Raw genomic sequence first — 21,743 nt, 5'->3', positions numbered from 1 at the left:
TACAATGAAAAAATATAACTCAATTTTAAAATATATTTTTATCACAGCAGCTTCCTTGTTTATAACGACAGGATGTGTGCATGATGATAAATACGATCAGCCCAATCTTGACGGCTACGACTGTGCCGATAAAAACGGGATTGTAATGCCTTTTGCTGACGTAAAAGCGAAATTTCAGAATAATGTAACCTATGCCTTTCCGGAAGACACCACTCCCAATAATGAGGCTGACGACTTATATTTGGTGGGATATGTTTCTTCTACGGATGAAACAGGAAATATTTATAAAACGATCTACGTTCAGGATGCACTGGAAAATCCTACACAAGGGTTTACTGTGAGTGTAGATGCAGTAAGTACTTATACCAAATATCCTCAGGGATCAAAAGTATATATCAAACTTAACGGACTTGCTGTAGGGGCTTACGGAAGCCTTGTACAGCTTGGTGTGAAAACAGGGGCCGAAACGTCTGCTTCGTCTGTATCAAGAATTCCTGAAAAACTTGTTGGAAAACATATCTTCAGATCTTGTGCTCCGAAAGGAAAGATTGTACCGAAAATAATGAAACTGGCTGACATGGTTCCTGCCAATGATCAATATTTCGGATGTCTGATCCAGGTAAATGATGTAGAATTTGATGCGAGAGCTTTATGTACTACCTATGCACCTAATGGAGTAACGGTGGATAAAACAATAGGTGAAGGATGGGCAGCTGGAAAATATGCAAAAACTGCGGTGGTAAGAAACAGTGGATTTGCAGCATTTGCAGGTCAGCTTCTTCCTTCCGGTAATGGTAAATTTGTTGGAATTTACAGTAAATTCCAATCTGGAAATACGACTACGTATCAGTTATATGTAAACAAGTCGGAAGATCTTGATATGAAGAAATTCCCACGTTTAGACGGGCTTACAGAAGGACCATGTGACTTTAATCCAGGTTCACTTACGGCTAAAACCGTTGCTGATGTGAAACAACTGGCTGCAGGAACTACAAACTGGGTACAGATCACTTCAGATTCTTATCTTAAAGCTCAGGTGGTAGCTAATGATGAAACAGGAAACCTTTATAAGTATGTATATGTAGAAGATGCTACAGGAGGAATCAGAATAAACATGAATAAAACAAACCTGTATCTTGACAGCAGATTCAGATTAGGTAAAGATGTGAATATCAAACTTAAAAATCTGTATGTAAGAAGTGTAAACGGAGAAGTTCAGTTAGGATCTTTATTCAGTAACAATACACAGTTCGGACAGATAGAGGAGGTAGATATGTACAAATATTTCTTCGATAGCAATACGGCTTCAAGACCGGTAGTGCCTACCGAGAAAACAATATCCCAGCTAACAACAGGTGATGTTGGAAGATGGATCAAAATTAAAGATCTTCAGTTTGTTGATGGAGATCTGGGAAGAACTTTAACAGATGGTAATGCTGTAACAAGCAGAACACTTCAGGATTGCTCAGGAAATACAGTGATTTTAAGAACTAGCGGTCAGGCTAGTTTTGGAACGATCAAACCTGGTGGATATGAAGTAAAAGGAGGAAAAGGAGATGCCTATGCTATTTTAAGTATCTATAATGGAACCTATCAGCTATGGATTACTAAGCTGGCAAATATAGACTTTGATGCACCAAGATGTGACGGTAGTGTATATACCCCTATTCCGGTTGTATACAGCGATGATTTTGCAGCAGGTGGATTCAGCTCAGACTGGACCGTGAAAAATGTGACCGGGCCTCAGGTTTGGCAGACATCTAACCAAGGAAACGGGCAGAATTATTATGCCATGATGAATGGTAATGCCGGAGGTGCCGGAAATAACATTGTGAATGAAGACTGGTTGATTTCCAAAGCAGTTAGTCTGGTTGGAAAAACTAAAGCTGCAGTAAGCTTTTCAACAGACGTAAGATATGCAGGAAATGCTTTACAGGTATATGCTACAGATAATTATACCGGTGATCCAGCAACCACAACATGGACATTATTACCGGCTACTTTAGATACCAATGCGAATGCATTCGGTGACTGGGTTGGGTCTGGTAATGTAAACTTAAGCGCTTTCTTAGGAAAAAATGTAAGAATCGCATTTAAATATACTTCTACTACTGCTGCCGCAGCAACGTGGGAGGTAGATGATTTCAAGATAAAAGCACAATAATCATTGCTTATGATATGAAAAGCCGGCTCATAAGAGCCGGCTTTTTTATGCCATATAAAATAATAGGTACTACTTAACCGTAATGGTTGGGTCCCAACGACAGTAACTGTAAAGATTTTGTTTGTCACTGTTCTTAGGATCTAAGGTATATAACGCAAAATAAATATAATAGCTTCCCTGTCCGGTGCCACCTATCCTTGCATCCAAACTTTGAAAAAGAACGTTGGCAGGTAAAGCAGGAAGGCCATCGGCTTTTGTATGGTCGGGTATTGCCGCTTGTTTTCTGTCTACCCCCTCATATTGGATAGGGTTACCATTGAATACATCCACTCCGGCATAGTTTTGAACTTTGTAGATAATAATAGCATCATCTGAGTTCTGATATATCGAACAGCCTCTGAAACATACAGTATCTCCGGCTCTTGCTGTGAAGTTTAAGTCTCCTGTTGCCTGGCCTCCGGCAACGTTTGTAGTGGGAACGATCATATATTTTCCTGCATGATCAATAGGTACCGCTTTAGTAATGTCATCTGTACAAGGGGTAAGGTTATTTGATTTCATGTATTCTTTTACGTAATCCGTGTCAATGACAACCATAATGTCTATTTCCTGACTTGATGCTAATTGTGATGTGTCCATGTGATTTGTTTTTTAATGATTTGTTTTCCTTACTCGTTTGGCTTTTCAGATTCCGCCCCGTTTTTTATGTGATATCGGCTTCAACATTGTAATTACATGACAAATGTAGGACGTTAAAAAGACCTGTGTTAGCGTATAAGTGCGGAATTTACGGTCAGTATTTTTACGTATTAATCCCTTTGTAGTGATTTTTAATGCAAAAAAATATCCTAAAAGCTTAACTTCTAGGATACCTTTATACTGGTTAAATTTAATTCTTTTAAAAAGAAACCTCGTTCACTTCTTTTCCTCTCTGGAAGTTCATCGTTTTCTGGCTGCCTTTATAGGCAATGTTCACCAGATTGATTTGCTTAGGAAAGGCGCTTAGAAGGATCGTGTTTTTAATTTTTAAGGTGTTGATATCTGAAACTCCTCCGGTTTCAAAATACACCCATACAGTTTCTCCACTTACCTGACTTCCGGTGAAAGTTATTGTTTTGGGAGCACCATTGACAAATACATCAAAATTGTTATTCACATATTTTTTAACTTCAGCCTCAAATCCTGCTGTATTAGGATTTATTTTAATAGCATCAGAGATATGGCTTGTATTCATTTTTGTGGTAAACTTCAATGTCTTGCTTCCATCAATATAATCAACCTTGGTCATTGAAGAGAAAAAGTCTACATACATAAAACTCATTAACACAAAAAATGTTAAAATTCCTGATATATATAAAAGTTTTTTCATCTTAATTAATAGATTTACAATCATACTTGCTAGTTATAAGTCACAAATAATATGCCAATTAAAAATTAACATTTACAGAATATTTATCATAAAATGCTTTAATATGCGCTACGGCCTCATCTGCAGTGTCTACCACTCTGTAAAGATCCAGATCATCTTCGGCAATCATGCCTTCTTTTAGCAGGGTTGCTTTGAACCAATCCAGCAATCCGCTCCAGAATTCACTTCCTACCAGAACAATTGGAAATTTTCCGATTTTATTGGTCTGAATCAGGGTCATTGCTTCTGTAAGCTCATCCAAAGTACCAAAACCACCTGGCATCACCACGAAGCCTTGGGAATATTTTACAAACATTACTTTTCTCACGAAAAAGTAATCGAAGTTCATAGAATACGATTTATTGATATAAGGATTGAAATGCTGTTCAAAAGGAAGATCGATATTAAGTCCGATAGATTTTCCCTTAGCATTGAAAGCACCTTTATTTCCTGCTTCCATGATTCCGGGACCTCCTCCGGTAATAATTCCGAACCCTAATTTGGTGATCTTTTCGGCAATTTCTACAGCCATTTCATAGTATGGACTTTCCGGTTTCAATCGGGCAGAACCAAATATGGAAACACATGGGCCTATCTTAGCCAGCTTTTCATAGCCATCTACAAATTCAGCCATGACTTTGAAAACCATCCAGCTGTCCTTAGCGATTGTTTCGTCCCATGTTTTTTGTCTGAAACTGTTAAGTAATTTAGTTTCGTTTATGTCAAGCTCTGGATTTACTAAACTTTCATCCCTGGTTCCGTCAATTTCCATTTGCAAAAAATTATTTAAAATGTTTTTCGGCTTCTATTACAGATTCCGGTCTTCCGACATCTACGAGAATACTGTCATGTACAAAACCGTGAATATGTTCGGTCAGCATCAGATCCAGATATTCTTCCATAACAGAAAATTTGCCTGTTCTTTTTATTTTTTCAAAGATAAGAGGGTTGATGCAGTGGACACCACTGAAGGCAAGGGCTTTAAATCCTTTATTGAATTCTGCCAGCCTCTGCTCTCCTGTTTGCACATTCAGCCAGCCACGTAAAACCATCTCATCATTGAAAAGGAGTTTTCTCGAACTTTCACGGTCCGAAACTGCTAAAGTAGCAAAATCTTTTATCTTTTTATGATATTCTACCAATGTATTGATATTTATATTGGTTAATATATCAGCATTCATGATTAAAAAATCTTCACCATGATCAAGAAACTTTCTAGCAAAAATTAAGCCGCCTCCGGTTTCCAATAGCTCATTGGTTTCATCAGATATTTCTATCTTACAACCGAAGTTATTATTTTTATGTAAAAAATCAACAATTTGGTCTCCAAAATGATGAATGTTGATCACAAAATCCTGTATTCCAAAACTTTTTAAATATTTGATATTTCTTTCCAAAAGAGGGATACCATTCACTTTTGCCAAAGCTTTCGGATGATGGTCTGTAAACGGTTTAAGCCTTGTGCCTTTTCCTGCTGCAAAAATAAGAGCCTTCATAATAGTATAGGTAATGAGTGATATGTAATGGGTAATAGAAAATAGGGAATAAGTAATAAAGGTATTACTTATTGCTCACTACTGATTACCATTGTTCAGCTGAGGTTGCTCATCATGGTGAAGGGTTACTTCTGTTCCTTCAGGATATTTTTCCTTGATGAATTCTGCAATTTTAATGGCGGAGTATACAGATCGGTGCTGGCCTCCGGTACATCCGAAATTGATCTGAAGGTTTTCAAATCCTCTTGCCAGATAATCCTCGATATTGATAGAGATGATGGACTTTACCAATTCTAAAAACTTAGGCATTTCTGTCTTTGTTTCCAGGTATTCCTGAACTCCAATATCGTTTCCGGTCTGTATTTTATATTCTTCAATTCTTCCGGGATTTAAAATTCCTCTACAGTCGAAGGCGAAACCTCCTCCGTTTCCGGAGTGATCTTTTGGAATTCCTCCTTTTTTGTACGAAAAGCTGTGTATGTCTATGTGTAACATTTTTCTTCTTTTTTATATTTTTTTACCACTAAGGTATTTTAAGTTTTTAAGGTAAGATTTTGATCAATCCAAAAAATAAAGTATTCTTAATGATTCAAGTTTAGTATTTCCTCAATTTTTATTTTTGATTTTTCAAGAGACAACTGTTGAATGACCTTTTTCAGTTCCGGATAATTTTTCATCTCTTCCCAGAAATCAGCAAACTGAGCGATATTTTTGATCCCTTTTTCCAGGCTTGCCAAAAAATGCTGCTTCCTTTGGATTAATCCCCGGAATCCGTAAGCTCCCAAAACCTGTAAAAAGCGCATCATCTGAATAGGTTTCACAGAATTTTGCAGCTGAATTCTTGTTTCCGGATCTTCAAACTGCTGAATATAATATGCTAGCATTTCATTTTTGAAGTCTTCAGGGAAATCGGCTTTAGCTTGATAAAGAAAGGAGATGACATCATACATCAATGGGCCTTTCATGGCAGATTGATAATCAATAAATGAAACTTCATTTTTCTCATTCACCATAATATTTCTGGCCTGAAAATCACGGATCATGATTCCTTTGGGTTCCAGATTCTCAATAAGGAAAGCAATTTGCTTGAATTCTTTCAGTAGGGTAGATTTGTTGTACTCCAGCTCCAACACATCTGCCACGAAATTCTTAAAATAATATAAATCATGAATGACCGGAAGTTCATCATAATTTTCATATTCAAAAGTTTTTGTAAAATCAATTTTTCCCTGGGTTTGAATCTGGAGTCTGAATAACCGCTCCAAAGTCTGTTTTACAAATGATTTTACCCGGGGCGAAAGCTGCTCTTTAGTAATCACCTCCGAAAGGGTTTGCTCCCCCAAAAACTCCTGTACATACATTTTTCTGTCATCCGAAACAGCTAAAATATGCGGGGTATTAAGGTGTAGTTCAGAGAAAACACCGGAATAGTAAAGGAAACTTTCATTTTCGGGAATGTTTTCATTGTAGGTGATGATGTACTTTTCAAGGTCGGTTATGGCCAGAAAATTTACCCTGGCAGAGCCGCTTTGAGCTAATGTGACGAATTCGGAAGATTTTTTACCACAATGGTTTTCAAAAAATCGTTTTGCGTTTTCAGAAGTCATAATATAAAAACAAATATACTAATTTAACATGAGTTGGAAACATGAGATTAAAATAGCTTCCCATCTTAACTTTTTTCATTAGGGCTCAGGTTATTACGGCCTAATTTTTATCTTTGTATTTATGTTAAAAGATTTCAAACCGGTTTTAGGTATTTTATTGCGATTCATCATCGTTTATCTGGTGTTGCTTTTTGCCTATCAGTTTTATCTTAACAGTGAGAAAGATCACGGATTGGATTCTTTTTCACGAATGATAGGAAATCAGGTCACATATCTTCAAAATAAAGGAGGTTACGAGACTGCTCTTTATGATGATGTGAAAAATGAACAGGTTTGGTTTTATGTAAAAGGACAATATGTAACAAGAATGGTGGAGGGCTGTAATGCTATTTCTGTCATCATTTTATTTATGTCTTTTGTTTTTGCTTTTTATAAAGGAGCGAAAACTTTTGTTTTTGTGGGAGTAGGGTTGGTTTTACTCTATATCATGAATCTACTGAGAATTGTTGGATTAAATATTGTCATGTCAGATTATCCTGAATACGGGAAGATGTTCCATGATTTTATTTTTCCCGCTATAATTTATGGAAGTGTTGTGGTGCTTTGGTTAATCTGGATTAAATTCTTTGCTTTACAAAATGAAAATTCTTAACTGGTTTCTGGTTATACTCGGTATTGGCGGTCTTATAGGAATAAGAGTGCTTGAGGATACTCTATTTTATGATCCTTTTCTTACGTATTTTCATGAAGCCAATAAAAATATTGAGTTCCCGGAATTTGAATGGGGAAGATTGATCATAGGATACTTGTTCAGGTTTATTTTAAATCTTCTTTTTTCATGCCTGATCGTTCAGGGATTATTTGAAAACAGACAATGGACATTGCAGGGGGCTATTTTAATGAGTATTGTTTTTGTAATTACTTTTCCAGTCTATCTATACTGTATCCATGACAAGTTTGGGATAGGATATCTTTTCTCCTTTTATATGAGACGGTTTGTGATCCAACCTTTGATTATACTTTTGGTGGTTCCTATATTTTATTATAGAAAGCAAATGAATAAACAGGGGTAAGAAATCAGTCTTTTTATTTCCTATTCTGCAGTGTGTTTGTCTACACTGGTTACATTCTCAGGTGTCCATTCTACACGTTTTATAAAATCCTTTTCGCGGACAGGGCAGTCTTTGATCTGGCAAACCGGGCATGAAATCGGTTTACAATCATCCATATGGAAATTGAACTCAATACTGCGTTTCATATTTTTTGCAAGAAGGATAATTACTTTTTCCATTTCACTATGGGCATCACGAAGATCATAGTACCACGGAAGGGTAATATGGGCATCAATATGAAGGGAGGCCCCAAATTGCTGGATTTTCATATTATGTACATCAATCCATTCTATGTGTCTGTTTTCTTCAAGGATTCTAATGACCTGATTTAATATTTCAGGATCCTGTTCATCCATAATACCACTTAAAGATTTTCTCACGATTTTATAGCCTACAAATATGATATAAAGTCCAAAAGATAGTGCGACCACAGAATCCAGCCAATAGATTTTAGTGAAATAAACAATCACTAAACTGGCAACAACGCCCAGAGTGGTAATGGTATCAGACTGAAGATGTTTTCCGGAAGAAATCAGTACCAGAGAATTTTCCCTTTTTCCCTTTTTTATCGAAATATATCCCAAAAGATAATTAATAATGGCAGTAGCGGCAATGATCCATATTCCCAAATCAATTTTGCTCAGTGTTTTGCCTACAATAAGACTATGAATGCCCTCATAGATAATCATAATCCCTGCAATGGCAATAAGGGCTCCCTCTATCCCGGAGGTGACAAATTCTACTTTCCCGTGGCCGTATGGATGATCCTCATCTTTAGGCTTTGCGGCAAGATGAAGGGAGTAAAGGCCCATAAATGCACTGATAACATTGACGACACTTTCCATGGCATCAGAAAATACGGCATCGGAATTGGTCAATTTCCAGGCAATAATTTTTCCAACAAAAAGGATCACTCCAAAGACAGCAATGATCTTTTGGAAGCCTATTTTTTCTTGATGAGTGTTTTTCTGGGTATTCATATGGAGTTTGATAAAAAAAAGAATCTCAATTTGAGACTCTTTTTTATTTTGTTAGTTTATACTAAGTTGTTTGCTACAAGGTATTCTGCGATTTGCACGGCGTTGGTTGCCGCTCCTTTCCTTAGGTTGTCTGCTACAATCCAGAGGTTAAGCGTTTTCGGCTGTGAGAGATCCCGTCTTATCCTTCCGACGAAAACTTCGTCTTTTCCTTCCGAGTACAGAGGCATCGGATAGTGGTTGTTTTTCACATCATCCATTACGACTACTCCCGGAGTCTCAGATAAAATTTTTCTTACTTCATCCAGCTCGAATTCGTTTTCAAATTCAATGTTTACACTTTCTGAGTGACCTCCCTGAACCGGAACTCTTACGGCTGTTGCTGTTAAATTGAATGTATCATCTCCTAAAATTTTCTTAGGCTCTTTCATCAATTTAATTTCCTCTTTAGTATAATCATCCTCCGCAAATACATCACAGTGTGGCAATGCATTTTTAAAGATCTGATAAGGATATACTTTAGCAACAGAATCATCACCGCTGATCTCGCCATTTAACTGGTCAACCGCAGCTTTTCCCGTTCCTGTTACAGATTGGTAAGTAGAAACAATTACTCTTTTTAAATCATATTTTTTGTTCAATGGCCCAAGAACCATAACCAACTGAATGGTAGAACAGTTTGGATTGGCAATAATCTTGTCCTCCTTTGTTAAAACATCAGCATTGATCTCAGGAACCACCAATTTTTTATCAGGATCCATTCTCCAGGCAGAAGAATTATCAATTACTGTTATTCCTGCTTCTGCAAATAAAGGAGCAAATTCAAGAGATGTAGAACCTCCGGCAGAGAAGATCGCAATATCCGGTTTGGCAGCTATAGCGTCCTTCATGCTTACAATCGTAAATTCCTTCTGTTTATACTTCACCTTCTTGCCTACAGATCTTTCGGATGCTACCGGTATTAATTCTGTTACAGGGAAGTTTCTCTCCTCCAAAACTTTAAGCATAACTTGTCCAACCATTCCTGTTGAACCTACTACAGCTACTTTCATTGATTTAATTAAAAATTTAAAGATTAAACTATTTATAAATTATAACGCATAATGTATAATTTCCGTATTGTATTTTATGCCCCAAAAACTCTTGTCCAAGGGAAGGCAAATGCAAATAAACCTGCGGCAATCAATCCCATAATTACGATTCCTAAAGAGATCGTATCGTTGGACTTTACCTTTTTATTGATAATGGTCATCAATACAGCGGCAATAAGCATAGAAAAAGGGTGCTCAACAAATGTTTGTCTGCTGTAAGCGTCCTTCATTAAGGTTCCTGCATCTAAGGCAGCTTTGAAACCTGGAGAAAATATGAATAACAAGCATATTCCTATTAAAAACTGAACGTGAAAGAAAATCATCGTGAATAAAGTGGTTTTCTTTAAAAACTTGTTCACTTTTCCACTGTACCCGAACATAGTAGCTAAAAGTGCAATGATAAATAATGCAACTAAAAGGAGTTCTAAGTATCCAAATCCTTTGTGTGCACTAAGAAAAATCTTGTAAAAATCCATAATCCTATTTTTTTGTACACAAAGATAACAAAAATCCCGGCTCAAAGCCGGGATTCATATTTATAAAATCTAATATTATGATTTATTAGAAATTGAATGATAAGCTTGTAGACCAAGTTCTTCCAAATCCGAAATAAACTCTGTTTCCGTCAGCAATTCCTTTATAAACTCTTCCTGCTTGTTCATAAGTAACACCATAATCAGCGGCACCAGGTTTAGCAGATGGGTTAATTTTATCAGTTGTTTTGATGTTAGTTGCACCATCCTGAATATACGTAGTATCAAACAAGTTGTATACGTTTACACCAAGAGTGAAATATTGGCTTTGGTTCTTTAATTTAAGTTTGTAAGATGCTCCTACATTGAATAAATTGAAATCAGGTAATTTCAAAGCTTCGTTTCCTGGTGTTACAAAGTCATTCATATTCATTGCAGAATATACTTTTCCTACATACTGCCAGTTACCATATACTCTAAGATCAGAAACTGGAGTTACTGTAAATCCTAGTGAAGAAGTAGTTTGTGGAATACTGTTGTTAGTACCACCTACTTTTACTTTATCCAGATAAAGAGTAGAAGTGTTAGTTCCGTTAGTTAGGATAGGTGTATTGTCATCCTGGAAGTTAGATCCAGTTCCGTTTCCTTTGTATTGATAATCTCCCCAAGAGAACATTCCCTGTAGTTCTAAGAATCTGTTTACTCTGTAAGTTGCTTCAGCTTCTACCCCTTGGTGAAGTTGAGTAATACCACTGATTTCAGAATATCCTCTGATTCCGTTTCCGAAGTCTACACCTCCTCTTCTGAACCATCTGTCTTTCCATTCAGTTCTGTATACGTTAACTTTTGCATTGAAGTTAGCCGTTTTGAAACCATATCCTAATTCAACAGAGAAAATTTTCTCATTCGTTAAGTTAGGGTTAACTACTTGCTGGTTACTTGGGTATACTGCACTCATTAAAGGCTGCTTGCTGTAATAACCGATATTGGCAAATACGTTATTGTTAGCGTCAATATTATAGTTGGCACCCCCTTTAACGTTGTAGCCAAATAGGTTTTTAAATCCTGTTTTTCTGTCTACTGCCTGCCCTTGTTGAACTGTTCCAGGTTTTGTAAAGTCATCAATTCTCTGATATCCTTGGTTGGATATGGAACCTTGTGCATAAACCGTTAATTTGTCAGTAGAATATTCTACCTGTCCGAAACCACTGTACCATAATACTTCACCATCATTACTGAATGCTACTCTGTCTTCCATAGGAGCATTTGATCCACCGAAAGGATTCCAGTTTAATTTTTGGTAATCGTATGTGTTACGTACAATATTATTGGTAGGTAAGTTTTTGTTAGTTGCATCAGTATAACCGGAAGCTCCATATAAATCAGAAATTACCTGGTAGTGGTATCCGTAATAGTATCTGTCATCGGTACCTACTGAGAAATTCCAGTTATCGTTGATTTTGTGCTGGAAGTTCATCAAAATACCATACCAGTTGTGAGAGTTCACACTTGAGCTACGTACTAATGTATTTCCGGCAACACCTACCGTTGGAGTTACAGCTGCGTTAGCGGCAAAAATTGTGTTATAATTGTAGTGACCTTCTGCATCGATGAAACTTGGGTCCGTGATTGACTTGTTTCCTACTTTACCAAGGTTTCTGGCACCACCACCACGTCCATTAGACATATAGGCAACCGTACTTAAAGTAGACTTGTCGCTGATTGTCCAATCCCAGTTCAACATCATTACAGGCTTGGAATAGTAGTTCATAGCATTAGCTATGTTGGTTCTTGTTCCATCTGCTGAAGTATAGTACCCATAGTCAGAGTTATATTGTCTGTATGGTGTTCCGTCATTGTCCGGATTGTATTTGATATAGTTTCCAATAGTAGGCGCCCAAGATCTCTGGTCGTGCCACTGTGGAGAAGAAGTCATCATAAACTGTAAATTATGCTTTGCACTTGGCTGGTAACCTAATGCGAAGAAATACGTATATGATTCGTAATCTGTATTTTGTACATAAGTTCCTCCTGCTTGTCTGGCCATCAAGAATGATGCTGCCCAACCGTTTTCAGACTTACCTGTATTATAAGCAAATGAAGTTTTTAAGAAATCGTTATTACCAATACCTAATCTTACAGCTCCTCCTTGTTTCATATCTGCAGAACGTGTAATGAAGTTCATTGTACCTCCTACAGAAGCAATCGCTAATTTAGAAGAACCAAGACCTCTTTGTACCTGCATTGTACTAGTTACATCAGATAAACCTGTCCAGTTTGACATGTATACGGTACCACCTTCCATATCGTTAACAGGCATACCGTTTACCATTACTGCTATGTTTCTGGATTCAAAACCACGCATTGTGATCTGAGAATCTCCAAAACCTCCACCCCCTTTTGTAGCATATACAGATGGAGTAGTGTTTAACATTTCTACAAGCTCTTGATTTCCTTGTCTTTCAAGAATTTGTGCAGCTTTAATTGTAGAAACTGCTACTGGCGTCTTTCTATCTTTTGCGATATCAGTTACACCTTTCAGAATAACCTCTTCAAGATCTTTAGACTTCGCCTTCGCTGTGTCCTGAACTTGTTGAGCGTAATAAACACTAGCTGTAGATAAAGTAATAACCGCAGTTAGTATCGATTTGTTGATTAATTTCATAATCGTTAGTAATAGTTAGATTTAATTTTCTGCAAAATTCGCAAAATAAAATTTAACTATTATTAACTCAATGTTAATTTTTAATCAATCTTAATAATATTAAGTACTTGATTATCAATATTATAAATAAAAATTGAATTTTTGTATGAAAAAAGTCATGTTATTGTATTTTTAACAAAGCAGGGTTGTTTTTGTTAAAAATACAACGCTATTTCACGGCTTTGAGACTCAGATCTATATTTTCAGCCGAGTGTGTAAGGGCTCCGGCAGAGATAAATGTAACTCCTGTGGAGGCAATTTCTTTTAACATATCGCGGGTAATTCCACCGGAAGCTTCCGATTCACATGACCCATTGATCATTTCCACGGCCTGCTTCATAGTCTCCACATTCATATTATCAAGCATGATCCTGTCTACTTTTGCTTTGATGGCTTCCTGAACTTCTTTAAGATTTCTGGTTTCCACCTCAATTTTTAATTTTTTCTTAGTTTTTTTAACATAATCCTTTGCCATCTTTACAGCACTGGTAATGCTTCCGTTGTAATCAATATGATTGTCTTTGAGCATAATCATGTCATAAAGCCCATATCTGTGATTGGTTCCGCCTCCAATAGCTACAGCCCATTTTTCACATATTCTGAAATTGGGAGTGGTCTTTCTTGTATCCAGAAGTTTAGTTTTTGTACCTACCAACCTGGAGTCCCAATCATGAGTAAGAGTGGCGATACCACTCATTCTTTGCATGCAGTTAAGAATCAGTCTTTCGGTAGAAAGAATAGATCTGGCACTTCCGGTTACAATAAGGGCGATGTCTCCCACTTTTGCAGCGTCACCATCCTTAAGGAAGACTTCAACTTTTAAATTTTTATCAAATGTGTTGAAAATAAACTCTGCCAGTTCCACACCTGCTAAGATACAGTCTTGTTTTACCAGAAGTTTAGCACTTTGTTCCAAATCCTGAGGGATTGTGGAAAGAGTGGAGTGATCGCCATCCTGGATATCTTCTTCCAGCGCATTTTTTATAAATGTCTTTAATGCTTTATCGGTAACGTAACTTGGTCTTTTCATTATGGTATGCTGTTTAAGCTAAATCTTTATTATAAAATGCACCTTTGTTTTCTTTCATTTCCATAGACTGGGTAATGATAAGATGGGCAACGGTCGTTAAGTTTCTTAATTCTGAGAGTTGGGGAGAGAGAATAGAGTAGTGATAGATCTCGTCCACAGCAGCTGCAATTTCCTGATGTTTCTGTAGTGCCATATTCAGACGTCTGTTGCTTCTCACAATTCCTACCAGGTCACTCATCATTTCCTGGAGTTGTTTTCTAAGGTAGCTGATGATTACCATTTCATCCATGATTTTCATTCCTTCTTCATTCCATTCAGGAACAGCTTTTAGATCATCAAAGTTAAAATTATTTTCATTCAGTAATTCCATTGTTTTCATCGCGGCATTATGCCCGAAAACAAGTCCTTCAAGTAAGGAGTTGGAGGCTAGTCTGTTGGCTCCGTGTAATCCGGAATTGGTACATTCCCCTACGGCAAAAAGATTTTTAATAGAAGATTGTCCGTCTCTGTCTACTTCAATTCCTCCCATCAGATAATGGCAAGCCGGAACAACCGGAATCAATTGAGTGAACGGATCTATTCCTTCATCTTTACACTTTTTATAAATATTCGGGAAATGCTCCAGAAATTTCTCCTGGTTCATCTCATGACAGTCAAGGCCTGCATATTCGTCCCCTGAAATTTTCATTTCGTTGTCAATAGCTCTGGCAACAATATCTCTTGAGGCAAGTTCTTCACGTTCATCATATTTTTGCATGAACTTTTCACCTCTTTTTGTTCTTAATTTTGCACCATCACCTCTTACGGCTTCGGAAATAAGAAATAACATTCCGTCAATCTTACTGTATAAAGCAGTAGGGTGGAATTGATAATACTGCATATTGGAAACCTTTCCTTTGGCACGGGCAACGAAAGCAATTCCGTCTCCTGTTGCAATCTTAGGATTGGTGGTGTTTTTATAAACATGTCCGGCACCTCCGGTGGCAACCAATGTTATTTTGGAAGTTATCTTTTTGATTGTTTTGGACTTTTCGTCCAGAATATAAGCACCATAGCAATGGATATCTCCTTCGTTCAGTTCTTTTCCGGGAACATGATGCTGGGTAATGATATCAATAACATAGTGATGGTCTAAGATTTCAATATTGGGACTGTTATTGGCTGTTTCCAATAAAGCCCTTTCAATTTCAAATCCGGTGATATCTTTATGATGGACAATTCTGTTTTCGGTGTGGCCTCCCTCTCTTCCCAAAGCAAATTTTCCGTTTTTCATATCGAATTGGGCGCCCCATTCTACAATTTCATTGAATCTTGCAGGAGCTTCCTTGACTACCATTTCTACCACATCCCGTTTGTTTTCTCCATCGCCGGCCCTCATGGTATCATCAATATGCTTTTCAAAATTATCTTTTTGAAAATCTGTAACCACAGCAAGTCCGCCTTGAGCATATTTGGTATTGCTTTCGTCTTCGTCAGATTTTGTTACGATAATAATCTTGGCATCAGGGAGCTGTTCAGAAACTTTAATGGCATAGGAAAGTCCGGAAATGCCGGAACCGATTACTAATACATCCGCTTTTATCATATGCTTGCTTTAGGTACAATCGTTTAAATATTACATAAATTTAAACAATTTTTCGTTTGGTTTTCTTACTTTTTTCATGTGTTGGAAGTAATCTTCTTCAGAACGGTAACCTAAAGCGAGGGTAACGGTTACTTTTTCTGTTTCAGGATTTATACTAAGAATTTCTTCTATGATATCCTGTCGAAAACCTTCCATGGGACAAGAGTCAATATTTTCTATAGCGGCTGCATACATTAAGTTAGCCAGTACTATATAGGATTGTTTCTCTGCCCAGTTGAAAATTTCATCCTGTGTTTTCTGTACAATATGCTGATTGATACTGTTTTTGAATGGCTCAAGTTTCTCAAGAGAAGTTTCTCTTACCTCAGAAATATGATTGAAATATCCCCGGATATAGCTCTCATCAATTGTCTTTTTTGAAATGATTACAATAAGATGGGAGCAGGTGGAGATTTGTGATGGATTATAGAAAGCCGGAATCAGTTTCTGTTTCATAGCTTCACTTTCAACAACTAAAATTTTATAGGGTTGAAGTCCAAGTGAACTTGCAGAGAGTTTTCCTGACTCAAGAATATTATAAAGTGTTTCCTGAGGAATCACCTGATGATTAAATTTTTTAACAGAATATCTTCTGCTCAAAGCTTCCAAATAATTCATAAGGCAAATTTAAGAATTGAATATGAATAAAATGGGTTTATAATGAAATATATCCTCTTAAATAATACAAAAAATCACTCCTTTATCGGGAGTGATTTTTTTAGTATAGATCAATTTTTTTAATCTCTATTTTTAACCATGATCCAGCCGGAGAATTTTATCGGCGTGTTTTTCTGGTTATTTTCATTCCATGTTACAGAATACCAATAGTTTCCTGTAGGAACTTTTTTGCTTCCATGGATGGTTCCATTCCATTTGTATCCGTTAGATTGATCGGCCTGGAATATTTTGTACCCATATCGGTCAAATACTGATATTTCAAGATTTCGTTTACCTGATAATGCGGAATAGTCTACGAAATCATTGACGCCATCATCATTAGGGGTAATTACATTAATGAGATTAGGTACAGTAATAGCAATTTCAATAGGAGTACAGTTATAGCTGTCTTTTACATAAACTTTAGCCTCACCTCTGGTTATATTGGTAAATACGTTGGAATCCTGCCAGTTAATATTATCCATAGAATACTGGTAGGGAGGAGTTCCTCCGTTAACGTATACTGTGACTGTTCTTCCTGATACATCAATACTGGTTACTACCGGGTTTTCGGAAGCGTATACTTTTACAGTTTGGGTGGCAATACAGTCTCCTGTTTTTAATTTTACCCAATATGTGCCTACTCCTACGTTATTGATAACCTGTGTAGTGGCTCCCGTGCTCCATTCATAGCTTTTGAATCCCGGTCCTGCATCTAAAGTCGTTTTGTTTTCTATACATATAATCTTGTCTTCCAAAATAGGAGAAAAGGTGGGTGGTATGACGGTGATGTTCACTTTAGCGATTGCATAACATCCGTTCGAGTTCGAAACTTTGATATAAATAACACCGGTAGGGGCTATATAAGTAGATGCGTTGTTTATTTCATTGGTTTCATTGATAGCATCAGTTAATGAAGGGTAATATTTTTTTGTAGTTCCATTTTGGGTAGTCACTACGGCTCCGGTAAGGTTAAATGAAGCCATTGACGGGTTGCTTTCTATAAAGCAGGATCTTATTTCAGCATCATTAACAACAACTACAGGGTGAATGTTCAACGTGATTTTGGAAGAACTTACACAGCCTTGGGGAGTAGTTACTTTTACATAGATGGTTGCAGCAGGAGAAGCATAGGCTGTAGGATTAGTTATTTGATTGGTTCCCGCGTTCATATCAAACAGGGTAGGGTAAAACTCTTTAAGGACACCGGGTATAGAAGTTACCGTTGCTGAAGTGAGGTCAAAGGTAGCGGTACCGGCGTTATTGTTATTACATGCTGTAAGACTGGCATTATCTGCAGCAAATGGTGTGGGATTGAGCTGTATGATTCCGTCTCCATTATCACAAAGAGTGGAGGTAGGGTCTTTCACGATTACTTTGATCGTTGTATTTCCTGAATACTGAAAGCTTGAAGGATTGGCAATAGGTGTTGGGCTTCCTAAAATATAATAAGTGAAAATATAATTTCCGGGGTTATTTACAAATTGAGAATTATAAGAAGTAAGGTCAACAACACCATTTCCTGTGGCTGGGTTGGTGCAGACAAAAGGAGTTACGGTATTGCTTAATATAGGAACTTTATCTACGAATACTTTTGCATTTTTAATAGAGTGTCTAGCGCTGGCCCCTCCTGTTGCTGCAGAAAATCCAAAATACCCCTGTGACATTCCTGCTGCGGCACCGGAAGGCGCAAAAGACTGGTCAACAACAAGTACTCCGTCTATTTTTATTTTGATGATCCAATTGGTTGGGTTGGTAAGATCTGTTTCTCCATTCACTTCCACATGTTTATAAGTGTCACCTACAAAAGGTTGGGTAGCATTGAGGTCAGGTGAATGAAAGGTGCTTCCAGGTGTATTGTTAAATTCTATATTGTTGCCGGCAGTATTGTTAGTACCGTATAAAAGATGTACTTTGCTCATCTGCCCTTCGGTGGTATTGTTGAAAATATCAAATCCTACCATCAGTCCTGATGCATTGGCTGGAATTCCTAATCCTCCTCCTGATACAAAACCTGTGGGTGGATTAGCAAGATACCAGAATGTGAATCCGTCACCTCTTCCAAACTGTGTTGTTCCGTTTCCGTCAATTCTGAAGTCAAATTCTACTTTCCATTTGTCACAGTAGCTTAAGGTAATGGGATCTGCCAAAGTTATAGCCCCAAATCTACTTGTCTGGTCTGTTGTAAGCCTTATGAAATCTGTGCTTACAATAGCGTCTGAAACAAGATTCCAACCGGTTGTATTAACCGGATTTCCTATAAGTTGATAGGTTTGTGAAAATAATTTTGGAGGTAGCCCAAGTAGAAAGGCTAATAAACAAATGAGTATATGTTTTTTCATAGTGGATGGATTGTGATATTATTAGTTGTATTACAATGAAAATAGCATGGTACAGTTTTTTTGTTAAAAATAGATTGCTTTCAATATCAAAACCACCCCTCTAAGGAGGTGGTTTTGTTTTTTAAAATTTATTCTCTGTTCTTTACCAATACCCATCCTGAGTATTTGGTTTCAGTATTGTTTTTATTATTTTCATTCCAGGAAATAGTATACCAGTAAGTTCCAGTAAGGATTTTTTTCCCTGAAGCAGTACCATCCCATTGGAAGTTTCTTATTTTGTTGGCTTCATAGAGCTTGTTTCCATATCGGTCATAGACAATGAATACTAAGTTTCTTTTATAAGCCAGTGCAGAATAATCAATAACATCGTTGATATTATCTCCATTAGGTGTAATTGCGTTGATCAGATTCGGAACTGTGATCTGTACTTCGACAGGAGTACAATTGTAGAAATCTTTTACAAAAACCTTTACTTCACCTCTTGGTAGCCCTGTGAAAGTATTTGAATCCTGCCATGTACTGCCATCCAGAGAATATTGATAAGGAGGTGTTCCTCCCGATACATTTACAGTAATGCTGTTATTATTGATGTCAATACTTGAAATAACCGGATTTGCAGAAGGAATTACTTTTACAATCTGCTTGGTTATACAGTTTCCGGTTTTCAGAAGTATCCAGTAAAGTCCTGCATTCACATCTTTTATAGATTGAGTTGTAGCTCCGGTACTCCATAGGTATCCATCAAAGCCTGGCCCGGCATCTAAGTCTGTTTTACTGTCTATGCAAATTATTTTGTCTTTTAGAACAGCAGATGTAACAGGTGGCAGTACGATGAGGTTAATTTTAGTGATAGCAAAGCAGCCGTTAGCATCTGTTACTTTTACATAAACAGTAGTGCTTGGTGAGATGTATTGAAGAATGTTTACAATCTCGTTGGTTCCGTTTAATGCGTTGTTTAAGGTGGTGTAATATTTTTTGCTTGCCGTTGTTAGTGGAGTAACATCAGCTGTGGTAAGGTCAAACTGGGCATTGGTGATATTGTTTTCAATAAAACAGGACCGGAGACTCGCTTCTTTAACTTCTGTTTCAGGATAGAAGGCAAGGGTTATTTTTGCTGTGCCCACGCATCCCTGTGGAGTCGTTACCTTTACAAATACCGTTCCGGGAGCTGATAAATAATTATCAGGATAAGCAATTTCATTGATGTCAGCGTTAAGGTCGTTTAGTGTCTTATAGTATTTTTTTACAGAACCGGGAACACCTGTTACATTAGCTGTAGTCAGATTAAAAATTGCCGTGCCGGCTTTGTTGTTGTTACAGGCTGTAAGTGTTTTGTCTTCTGCTTTAAATGGAGCCAGCACCAATAAAATACGGGCATCAGGATTATCACATAATATTCCCGCATTATCTTTGATGACCACAGTAACGGTGGTGTTAGCGTTGAATTGATAATTAGTGGGAGTGGCAATAGGAGTAGAACTGCCAAGAGGATAATAGGTGAAAGTGTAGTTGGCAGGATTGCTGACAAATTGAGAATTGAATGTTGTTAAATTTACATTTCCATATCCGGTAGTTGGATTGGGGCAAAAAGACTGAGTTGCAGAGTTCTGCAAAATAGAGACTTTATCCGTATAGATTTTTACATTTTTAATAGAATGTCTTGATCTTGCTCCACCTGTAGAAGCTGAAAAACCAAAATAACCTACCGTCATTGCAGCGGCAGTGCCGGAAGGAGCAAAAGACTGATTGCAAATTAAAGTGCCATCAATGGTTATACTGACAATCCAGTTGGTAGGAGTAGCCGGATCTACCTGGGCACTTACTTCAACATGTTTAAAGGTGGTGCCTTGAAAAGGTAGCGTGGTATTCATATCCGGTGAGTGAAAAGAACTTCCCGGAACATTAAAAAACTCTACGTTATTTGTATCGGTTGTATTGGTAACCTGTCCGTAAGCAACATGAACCTTGCTCATTGTAGCAGTAGTTGTATTGTTGTAGGTATCAAATCCTGCAATAAAACCCACTGCATTTTGAGAAACTCCAAGACCGGAGCCCAGTACACTTGCAACCGGAGGATTGGCCAGGTACCAGAAAGCGAGACCGTCTCCATTGGAAGTTTGGTTAGAATCCATTCTAAAGTCGAATTCTACTCTCCACTTGTCACAGTATTTCAGGTTAATAGGATCATTCAGTCTGATTGATCCGGATTGGTTATTGGTATCAGGAGTGAGTTGAATAAAATCACCGTTTACCTGTGTGGGAGAAACCATTGTCCATCCTGTAGTGTTAATTGGATTTCCGGTAAGCTGGTAAGTTTGGGCGAAAGATTTTCCCGATAAACAGAGTAGTAGAAGGGTAAGGAAAAAAAATAAATTTTTATTCATTTAAATGGGAATTTTAATTAATAGGTAAAGATATTAAATCCCAGATAAATAATATGTATTTAATGTTAATTTTGTTAAAATTTATATATTTTATTCAAAATATGGTATAAATTTATGGGTAATAATGAATGTTTTCGGCGGGCGGTTGAATTTATGTTGATTGAATCAAAATAGGGAATTGCTATCCAGGCCTTCAAAATAGGAGTCTATTTCCAGATTTTGGGAAGCAGCAGCCGCAACGGCCAGCTTATCGCAAAGCTCATTTTCAAAATGCCCTGCGTGCCCTTTTATCCAATGCATCTTGGGTTGATGCTTGTTGTAAAGCTCAATGAATTTTTTCCAAAGATCAGGATTTTTCACATTTTTCCATCCTCTTTTTATCCATCCTGTAATCCAGTTTTGATTGATAGCATCTGCTACATACTTACTGTCTGTATAGACATGGATGTCATTTTCTGTAGACTTTAATTTTTCCAGGGCTGTGATTACAGCCAGAAGTTCCATTCTGTTGTTGGTCGTCTTTCGAAAACCCATGGAGAATGTTTTCTGATAATTTTTTTCGGGAACACGCATAAGAATGCCATATCCTCCTTTTCCGGGATTTCCACTGCAGGCTCCGTCCGTATAAATTTCGATTTTCAAATTGATCTTTTTAAATTGATTTGCTTTCTAAG

Annotated in this window: 19 protein-coding genes; 3 read left to right on the top strand and 16 right to left on the bottom strand. The window is 37.2% G+C overall.

Annotation, left to right across the window (positions count from 1 at the left end):
• Window positions 1–4: 4 nt before the first annotated feature.
• Entirely contained in the window at window positions 5–2,164 is a 2,160-nt protein-coding gene (locus tag DRF57_RS02050) for a DUF5689 domain-containing protein (protein ID WP_115916653.1), read from the top strand.
• A gap of 69 nt (window positions 2,165–2,233) precedes the next feature.
• On the opposite strand, the gene DRF57_RS02045 is transcribed toward DRF57_RS02050, so the two are convergent.
• The 6 genes from DRF57_RS02045 to DRF57_RS02020 all read right to left on the bottom strand — a co-directional run bounded on the left by DRF57_RS02045 (window position 2,234) and on the right by DRF57_RS02020 (window position 6,675).
• Window positions 2,234–2,803: an AidA/PixA family protein gene (locus tag DRF57_RS02045; RefSeq protein WP_047484831.1), complete on the bottom strand. Its 570-nt coding sequence runs from the start codon at window positions 2,801–2,803 to the stop codon at window positions 2,234–2,236.
• Between the two features lie 259 nt (window positions 2,804–3,062).
• A complete protein-coding gene (locus DRF57_RS02040; RefSeq protein WP_228377469.1) occupies window positions 3,063–3,533 on the bottom strand; it encodes a DUF6702 family protein in 471 nt (156 codons plus the stop codon).
• 58 nt (window positions 3,534–3,591) lie between these two features.
• Window positions 3,592–4,344 carry an LOG family protein gene (locus DRF57_RS02035; protein ID WP_052188461.1) on the bottom strand — a complete coding sequence of 251 codons (753 nt, stop codon included), beginning with the start codon at window positions 4,342–4,344 and terminating at the stop codon, window positions 3,592–3,594.
• Between the two features lie 10 nt (window positions 4,345–4,354).
• The gene (locus DRF57_RS02030; RefSeq protein WP_047484835.1) at window positions 4,355–5,068 is read right to left on the bottom strand and encodes a nucleotidyltransferase family protein; all 714 of its coding nucleotides are present in this window, start codon (window positions 5,066–5,068) and stop codon (window positions 4,355–4,357) included.
• A 78-nt stretch (window positions 5,069–5,146) separates the two neighbouring features.
• Window positions 5,147–5,563, bottom strand: a complete 417-nt coding sequence (locus tag DRF57_RS02025) for a RapZ C-terminal domain-containing protein (protein WP_084086480.1) — start codon at window positions 5,561–5,563, stop codon at window positions 5,147–5,149.
• Window positions 5,564–5,649: 86 nt separating this feature from the next.
• The gene (locus tag DRF57_RS02020; RefSeq protein ID WP_115916651.1) at window positions 5,650–6,675 is read right to left on the bottom strand and encodes an aminoglycoside phosphotransferase family protein; all 1,026 of its coding nucleotides are present in this window, start codon (window positions 6,673–6,675) and stop codon (window positions 5,650–5,652) included.
• Between the two features lie 121 nt (window positions 6,676–6,796).
• Here DRF57_RS02020 and xrtF point away from each other — a divergent pair, with 121 nt between their 5' ends.
• Entirely contained in the window at window positions 6,797–7,327 is a 531-nt protein-coding gene (gene xrtF / locus DRF57_RS02015; RefSeq protein WP_084086482.1) for an exosortase family protein XrtF, read from the top strand.
• Window positions 7,314–7,748, top strand: a complete 435-nt coding sequence (locus DRF57_RS02010; RefSeq protein WP_047484843.1) for an exosortase F system-associated membrane protein — start codon at window positions 7,314–7,316, stop codon at window positions 7,746–7,748. Before xrtF ends, DRF57_RS02010 begins: the two co-directional genes overlap by 14 nt.
• 20 nt (window positions 7,749–7,768) lie before the next feature.
• Here the strand turns inward: DRF57_RS02010 and DRF57_RS02005 are convergent, their stop codons facing one another.
• From DRF57_RS02005 to rnhA, 10 genes are all read right to left on the bottom strand, one after another.
• Window positions 7,769–8,767, bottom strand: coding sequence for a cation diffusion facilitator family transporter (locus DRF57_RS02005; protein WP_084086483.1), 999 nt, complete (start codon window positions 8,765–8,767; stop codon window positions 7,769–7,771).
• Window positions 8,768–8,823: 56 nt separating this feature from the next.
• On the bottom strand, window positions 8,824–9,816 hold the full coding sequence (locus tag DRF57_RS02000; RefSeq protein WP_115916649.1) for an aspartate-semialdehyde dehydrogenase: 993 nt from the start codon (window positions 9,814–9,816) through the stop codon (window positions 8,824–8,826).
• Window positions 9,817–9,890: 74 nt separating this feature from the next.
• Window positions 9,891–10,331, bottom strand: coding sequence for a hypothetical protein (locus tag DRF57_RS01995; RefSeq protein ID WP_047484849.1), 441 nt, complete (start codon window positions 10,329–10,331; stop codon window positions 9,891–9,893).
• Window positions 10,332–10,416: 85 nt separating this feature from the next.
• Window positions 10,417–12,993, bottom strand: a complete 2,577-nt coding sequence (locus tag DRF57_RS01990) for a TonB-dependent receptor (RefSeq protein WP_115916647.1) — start codon at window positions 12,991–12,993, stop codon at window positions 10,417–10,419.
• Between the two features lie 208 nt (window positions 12,994–13,201).
• Window positions 13,202–14,062 carry a carboxylating nicotinate-nucleotide diphosphorylase gene (nadC, locus tag DRF57_RS01985; protein ID WP_047484853.1) on the bottom strand — a complete coding sequence of 287 codons (861 nt, stop codon included), beginning with the start codon at window positions 14,060–14,062 and terminating at the stop codon, window positions 13,202–13,204.
• A gap of 13 nt (window positions 14,063–14,075) precedes the next feature.
• On the bottom strand, window positions 14,076–15,647 hold the full coding sequence (nadB, locus tag DRF57_RS01980; protein WP_047484854.1) for an L-aspartate oxidase: 1,572 nt from the start codon (window positions 15,645–15,647) through the stop codon (window positions 14,076–14,078).
• Between the two features lie 30 nt (window positions 15,648–15,677).
• On the bottom strand, window positions 15,678–16,304 hold the full coding sequence (locus DRF57_RS01975) for an NAD(P)H-dependent oxidoreductase (protein ID WP_047484856.1): 627 nt from the start codon (window positions 16,302–16,304) through the stop codon (window positions 15,678–15,680).
• Window positions 16,305–16,423: 119 nt separating this feature from the next.
• The gene (locus DRF57_RS01970; RefSeq protein WP_115916645.1) at window positions 16,424–18,685 is read right to left on the bottom strand and encodes a T9SS type B sorting domain-containing protein; all 2,262 of its coding nucleotides are present in this window, start codon (window positions 18,683–18,685) and stop codon (window positions 16,424–16,426) included.
• Window positions 18,686–18,813: 128 nt separating this feature from the next.
• Entirely contained in the window at window positions 18,814–21,069 is a 2,256-nt protein-coding gene (locus DRF57_RS01965; RefSeq protein WP_115916643.1) for a T9SS type B sorting domain-containing protein, read from the bottom strand.
• Window positions 21,070–21,234: 165 nt separating this feature from the next.
• Window positions 21,235–21,711: a ribonuclease HI gene (gene rnhA, locus DRF57_RS01960; RefSeq protein WP_047484858.1), complete on the bottom strand. Its 477-nt coding sequence runs from the start codon at window positions 21,709–21,711 to the stop codon at window positions 21,235–21,237.
• Window positions 21,712–21,743 lie beyond the last annotated feature (32 nt).

Source organism: Chryseobacterium rhizosphaerae (genome assembly GCF_003385455.1).
Classification (GTDB): Bacteria; Bacteroidota; Bacteroidia; order Flavobacteriales; family Weeksellaceae; genus Chryseobacterium; species Chryseobacterium rhizosphaerae.
The sequence above is the reverse complement of the archived record's forward strand: the minus strand, read 5'-3'. Positions and strand labels throughout refer to the sequence as shown.

Excerpts from the sequence above, each read along its gene's own strand:
- DRF57_RS02020 (WP_115916651.1), bottom strand. The coding sequence starts at position 6,675 with ATGACTTCTGAAAACGCAAAACGATTTTTTGAAAACCATTGTGGTAAA.
- DRF57_RS01975 (WP_047484856.1), bottom strand. The coding sequence starts at position 16,304 with ATGAATTATTTGGAAGCTTTGAGCAGAAGATATTCTGTTAAAAAATTT.
- DRF57_RS02005 (WP_084086483.1), bottom strand. The coding sequence starts at position 8,767 with ATGAATACCCAGAAAAACACTCATCAAGAAAAAATAGGCTTCCAAAAG.
- DRF57_RS02030 (WP_047484835.1), bottom strand. The coding sequence starts at position 5,068 with ATGAAGGCTCTTATTTTTGCAGCAGGAAAAGGCACAAGGCTTAAACCG.
- nadB (WP_047484854.1), bottom strand. The coding sequence starts at position 15,647 with ATGATAAAAGCGGATGTATTAGTAATCGGTTCCGGCATTTCCGGACTT.
- DRF57_RS02025 (WP_084086480.1), bottom strand. The coding sequence starts at position 5,563 with ATGTTACACATAGACATACACAGCTTTTCGTACAAAAAAGGAGGAATT.
- nadC (WP_047484853.1), bottom strand. The coding sequence starts at position 14,062 with ATGAAAAGACCAAGTTACGTTACCGATAAAGCATTAAAGACATTTATA.
- DRF57_RS02010 (WP_047484843.1), top strand. The coding sequence starts at position 7,314 with ATGAAAATTCTTAACTGGTTTCTGGTTATACTCGGTATTGGCGGTCTT.
- DRF57_RS02000 (WP_115916649.1), bottom strand. The coding sequence starts at position 9,816 with ATGAAAGTAGCTGTAGTAGGTTCAACAGGAATGGTTGGACAAGTTATG.
- DRF57_RS01995 (WP_047484849.1), bottom strand. The coding sequence starts at position 10,331 with ATGGATTTTTACAAGATTTTTCTTAGTGCACACAAAGGATTTGGATAC.
- DRF57_RS02045 (WP_047484831.1), bottom strand. The coding sequence starts at position 2,803 with ATGGACACATCACAATTAGCATCAAGTCAGGAAATAGACATTATGGTT.
- DRF57_RS02040 (WP_228377469.1), bottom strand. The coding sequence starts at position 3,533 with ATGAAAAAACTTTTATATATATCAGGAATTTTAACATTTTTTGTGTTA.
- DRF57_RS02035 (WP_052188461.1), bottom strand. The coding sequence starts at position 4,344 with ATGGAAATTGACGGAACCAGGGATGAAAGTTTAGTAAATCCAGAGCTT.
- DRF57_RS01965 (WP_115916643.1), bottom strand. The coding sequence starts at position 21,069 with ATGAATAAAAATTTATTTTTTTTCCTTACCCTTCTACTACTCTGTTTA.
- xrtF (WP_084086482.1), top strand. The coding sequence starts at position 6,797 with ATGTTAAAAGATTTCAAACCGGTTTTAGGTATTTTATTGCGATTCATC.
- DRF57_RS01970 (WP_115916645.1), bottom strand. The coding sequence starts at position 18,685 with ATGAAAAAACATATACTCATTTGTTTATTAGCCTTTCTACTTGGGCTA.
- DRF57_RS02050 (WP_115916653.1), top strand. The coding sequence starts at position 5 with ATGAAAAAATATAACTCAATTTTAAAATATATTTTTATCACAGCAGCT.
- DRF57_RS01990 (WP_115916647.1), bottom strand. The coding sequence starts at position 12,993 with ATGAAATTAATCAACAAATCGATACTAACTGCGGTTATTACTTTATCT.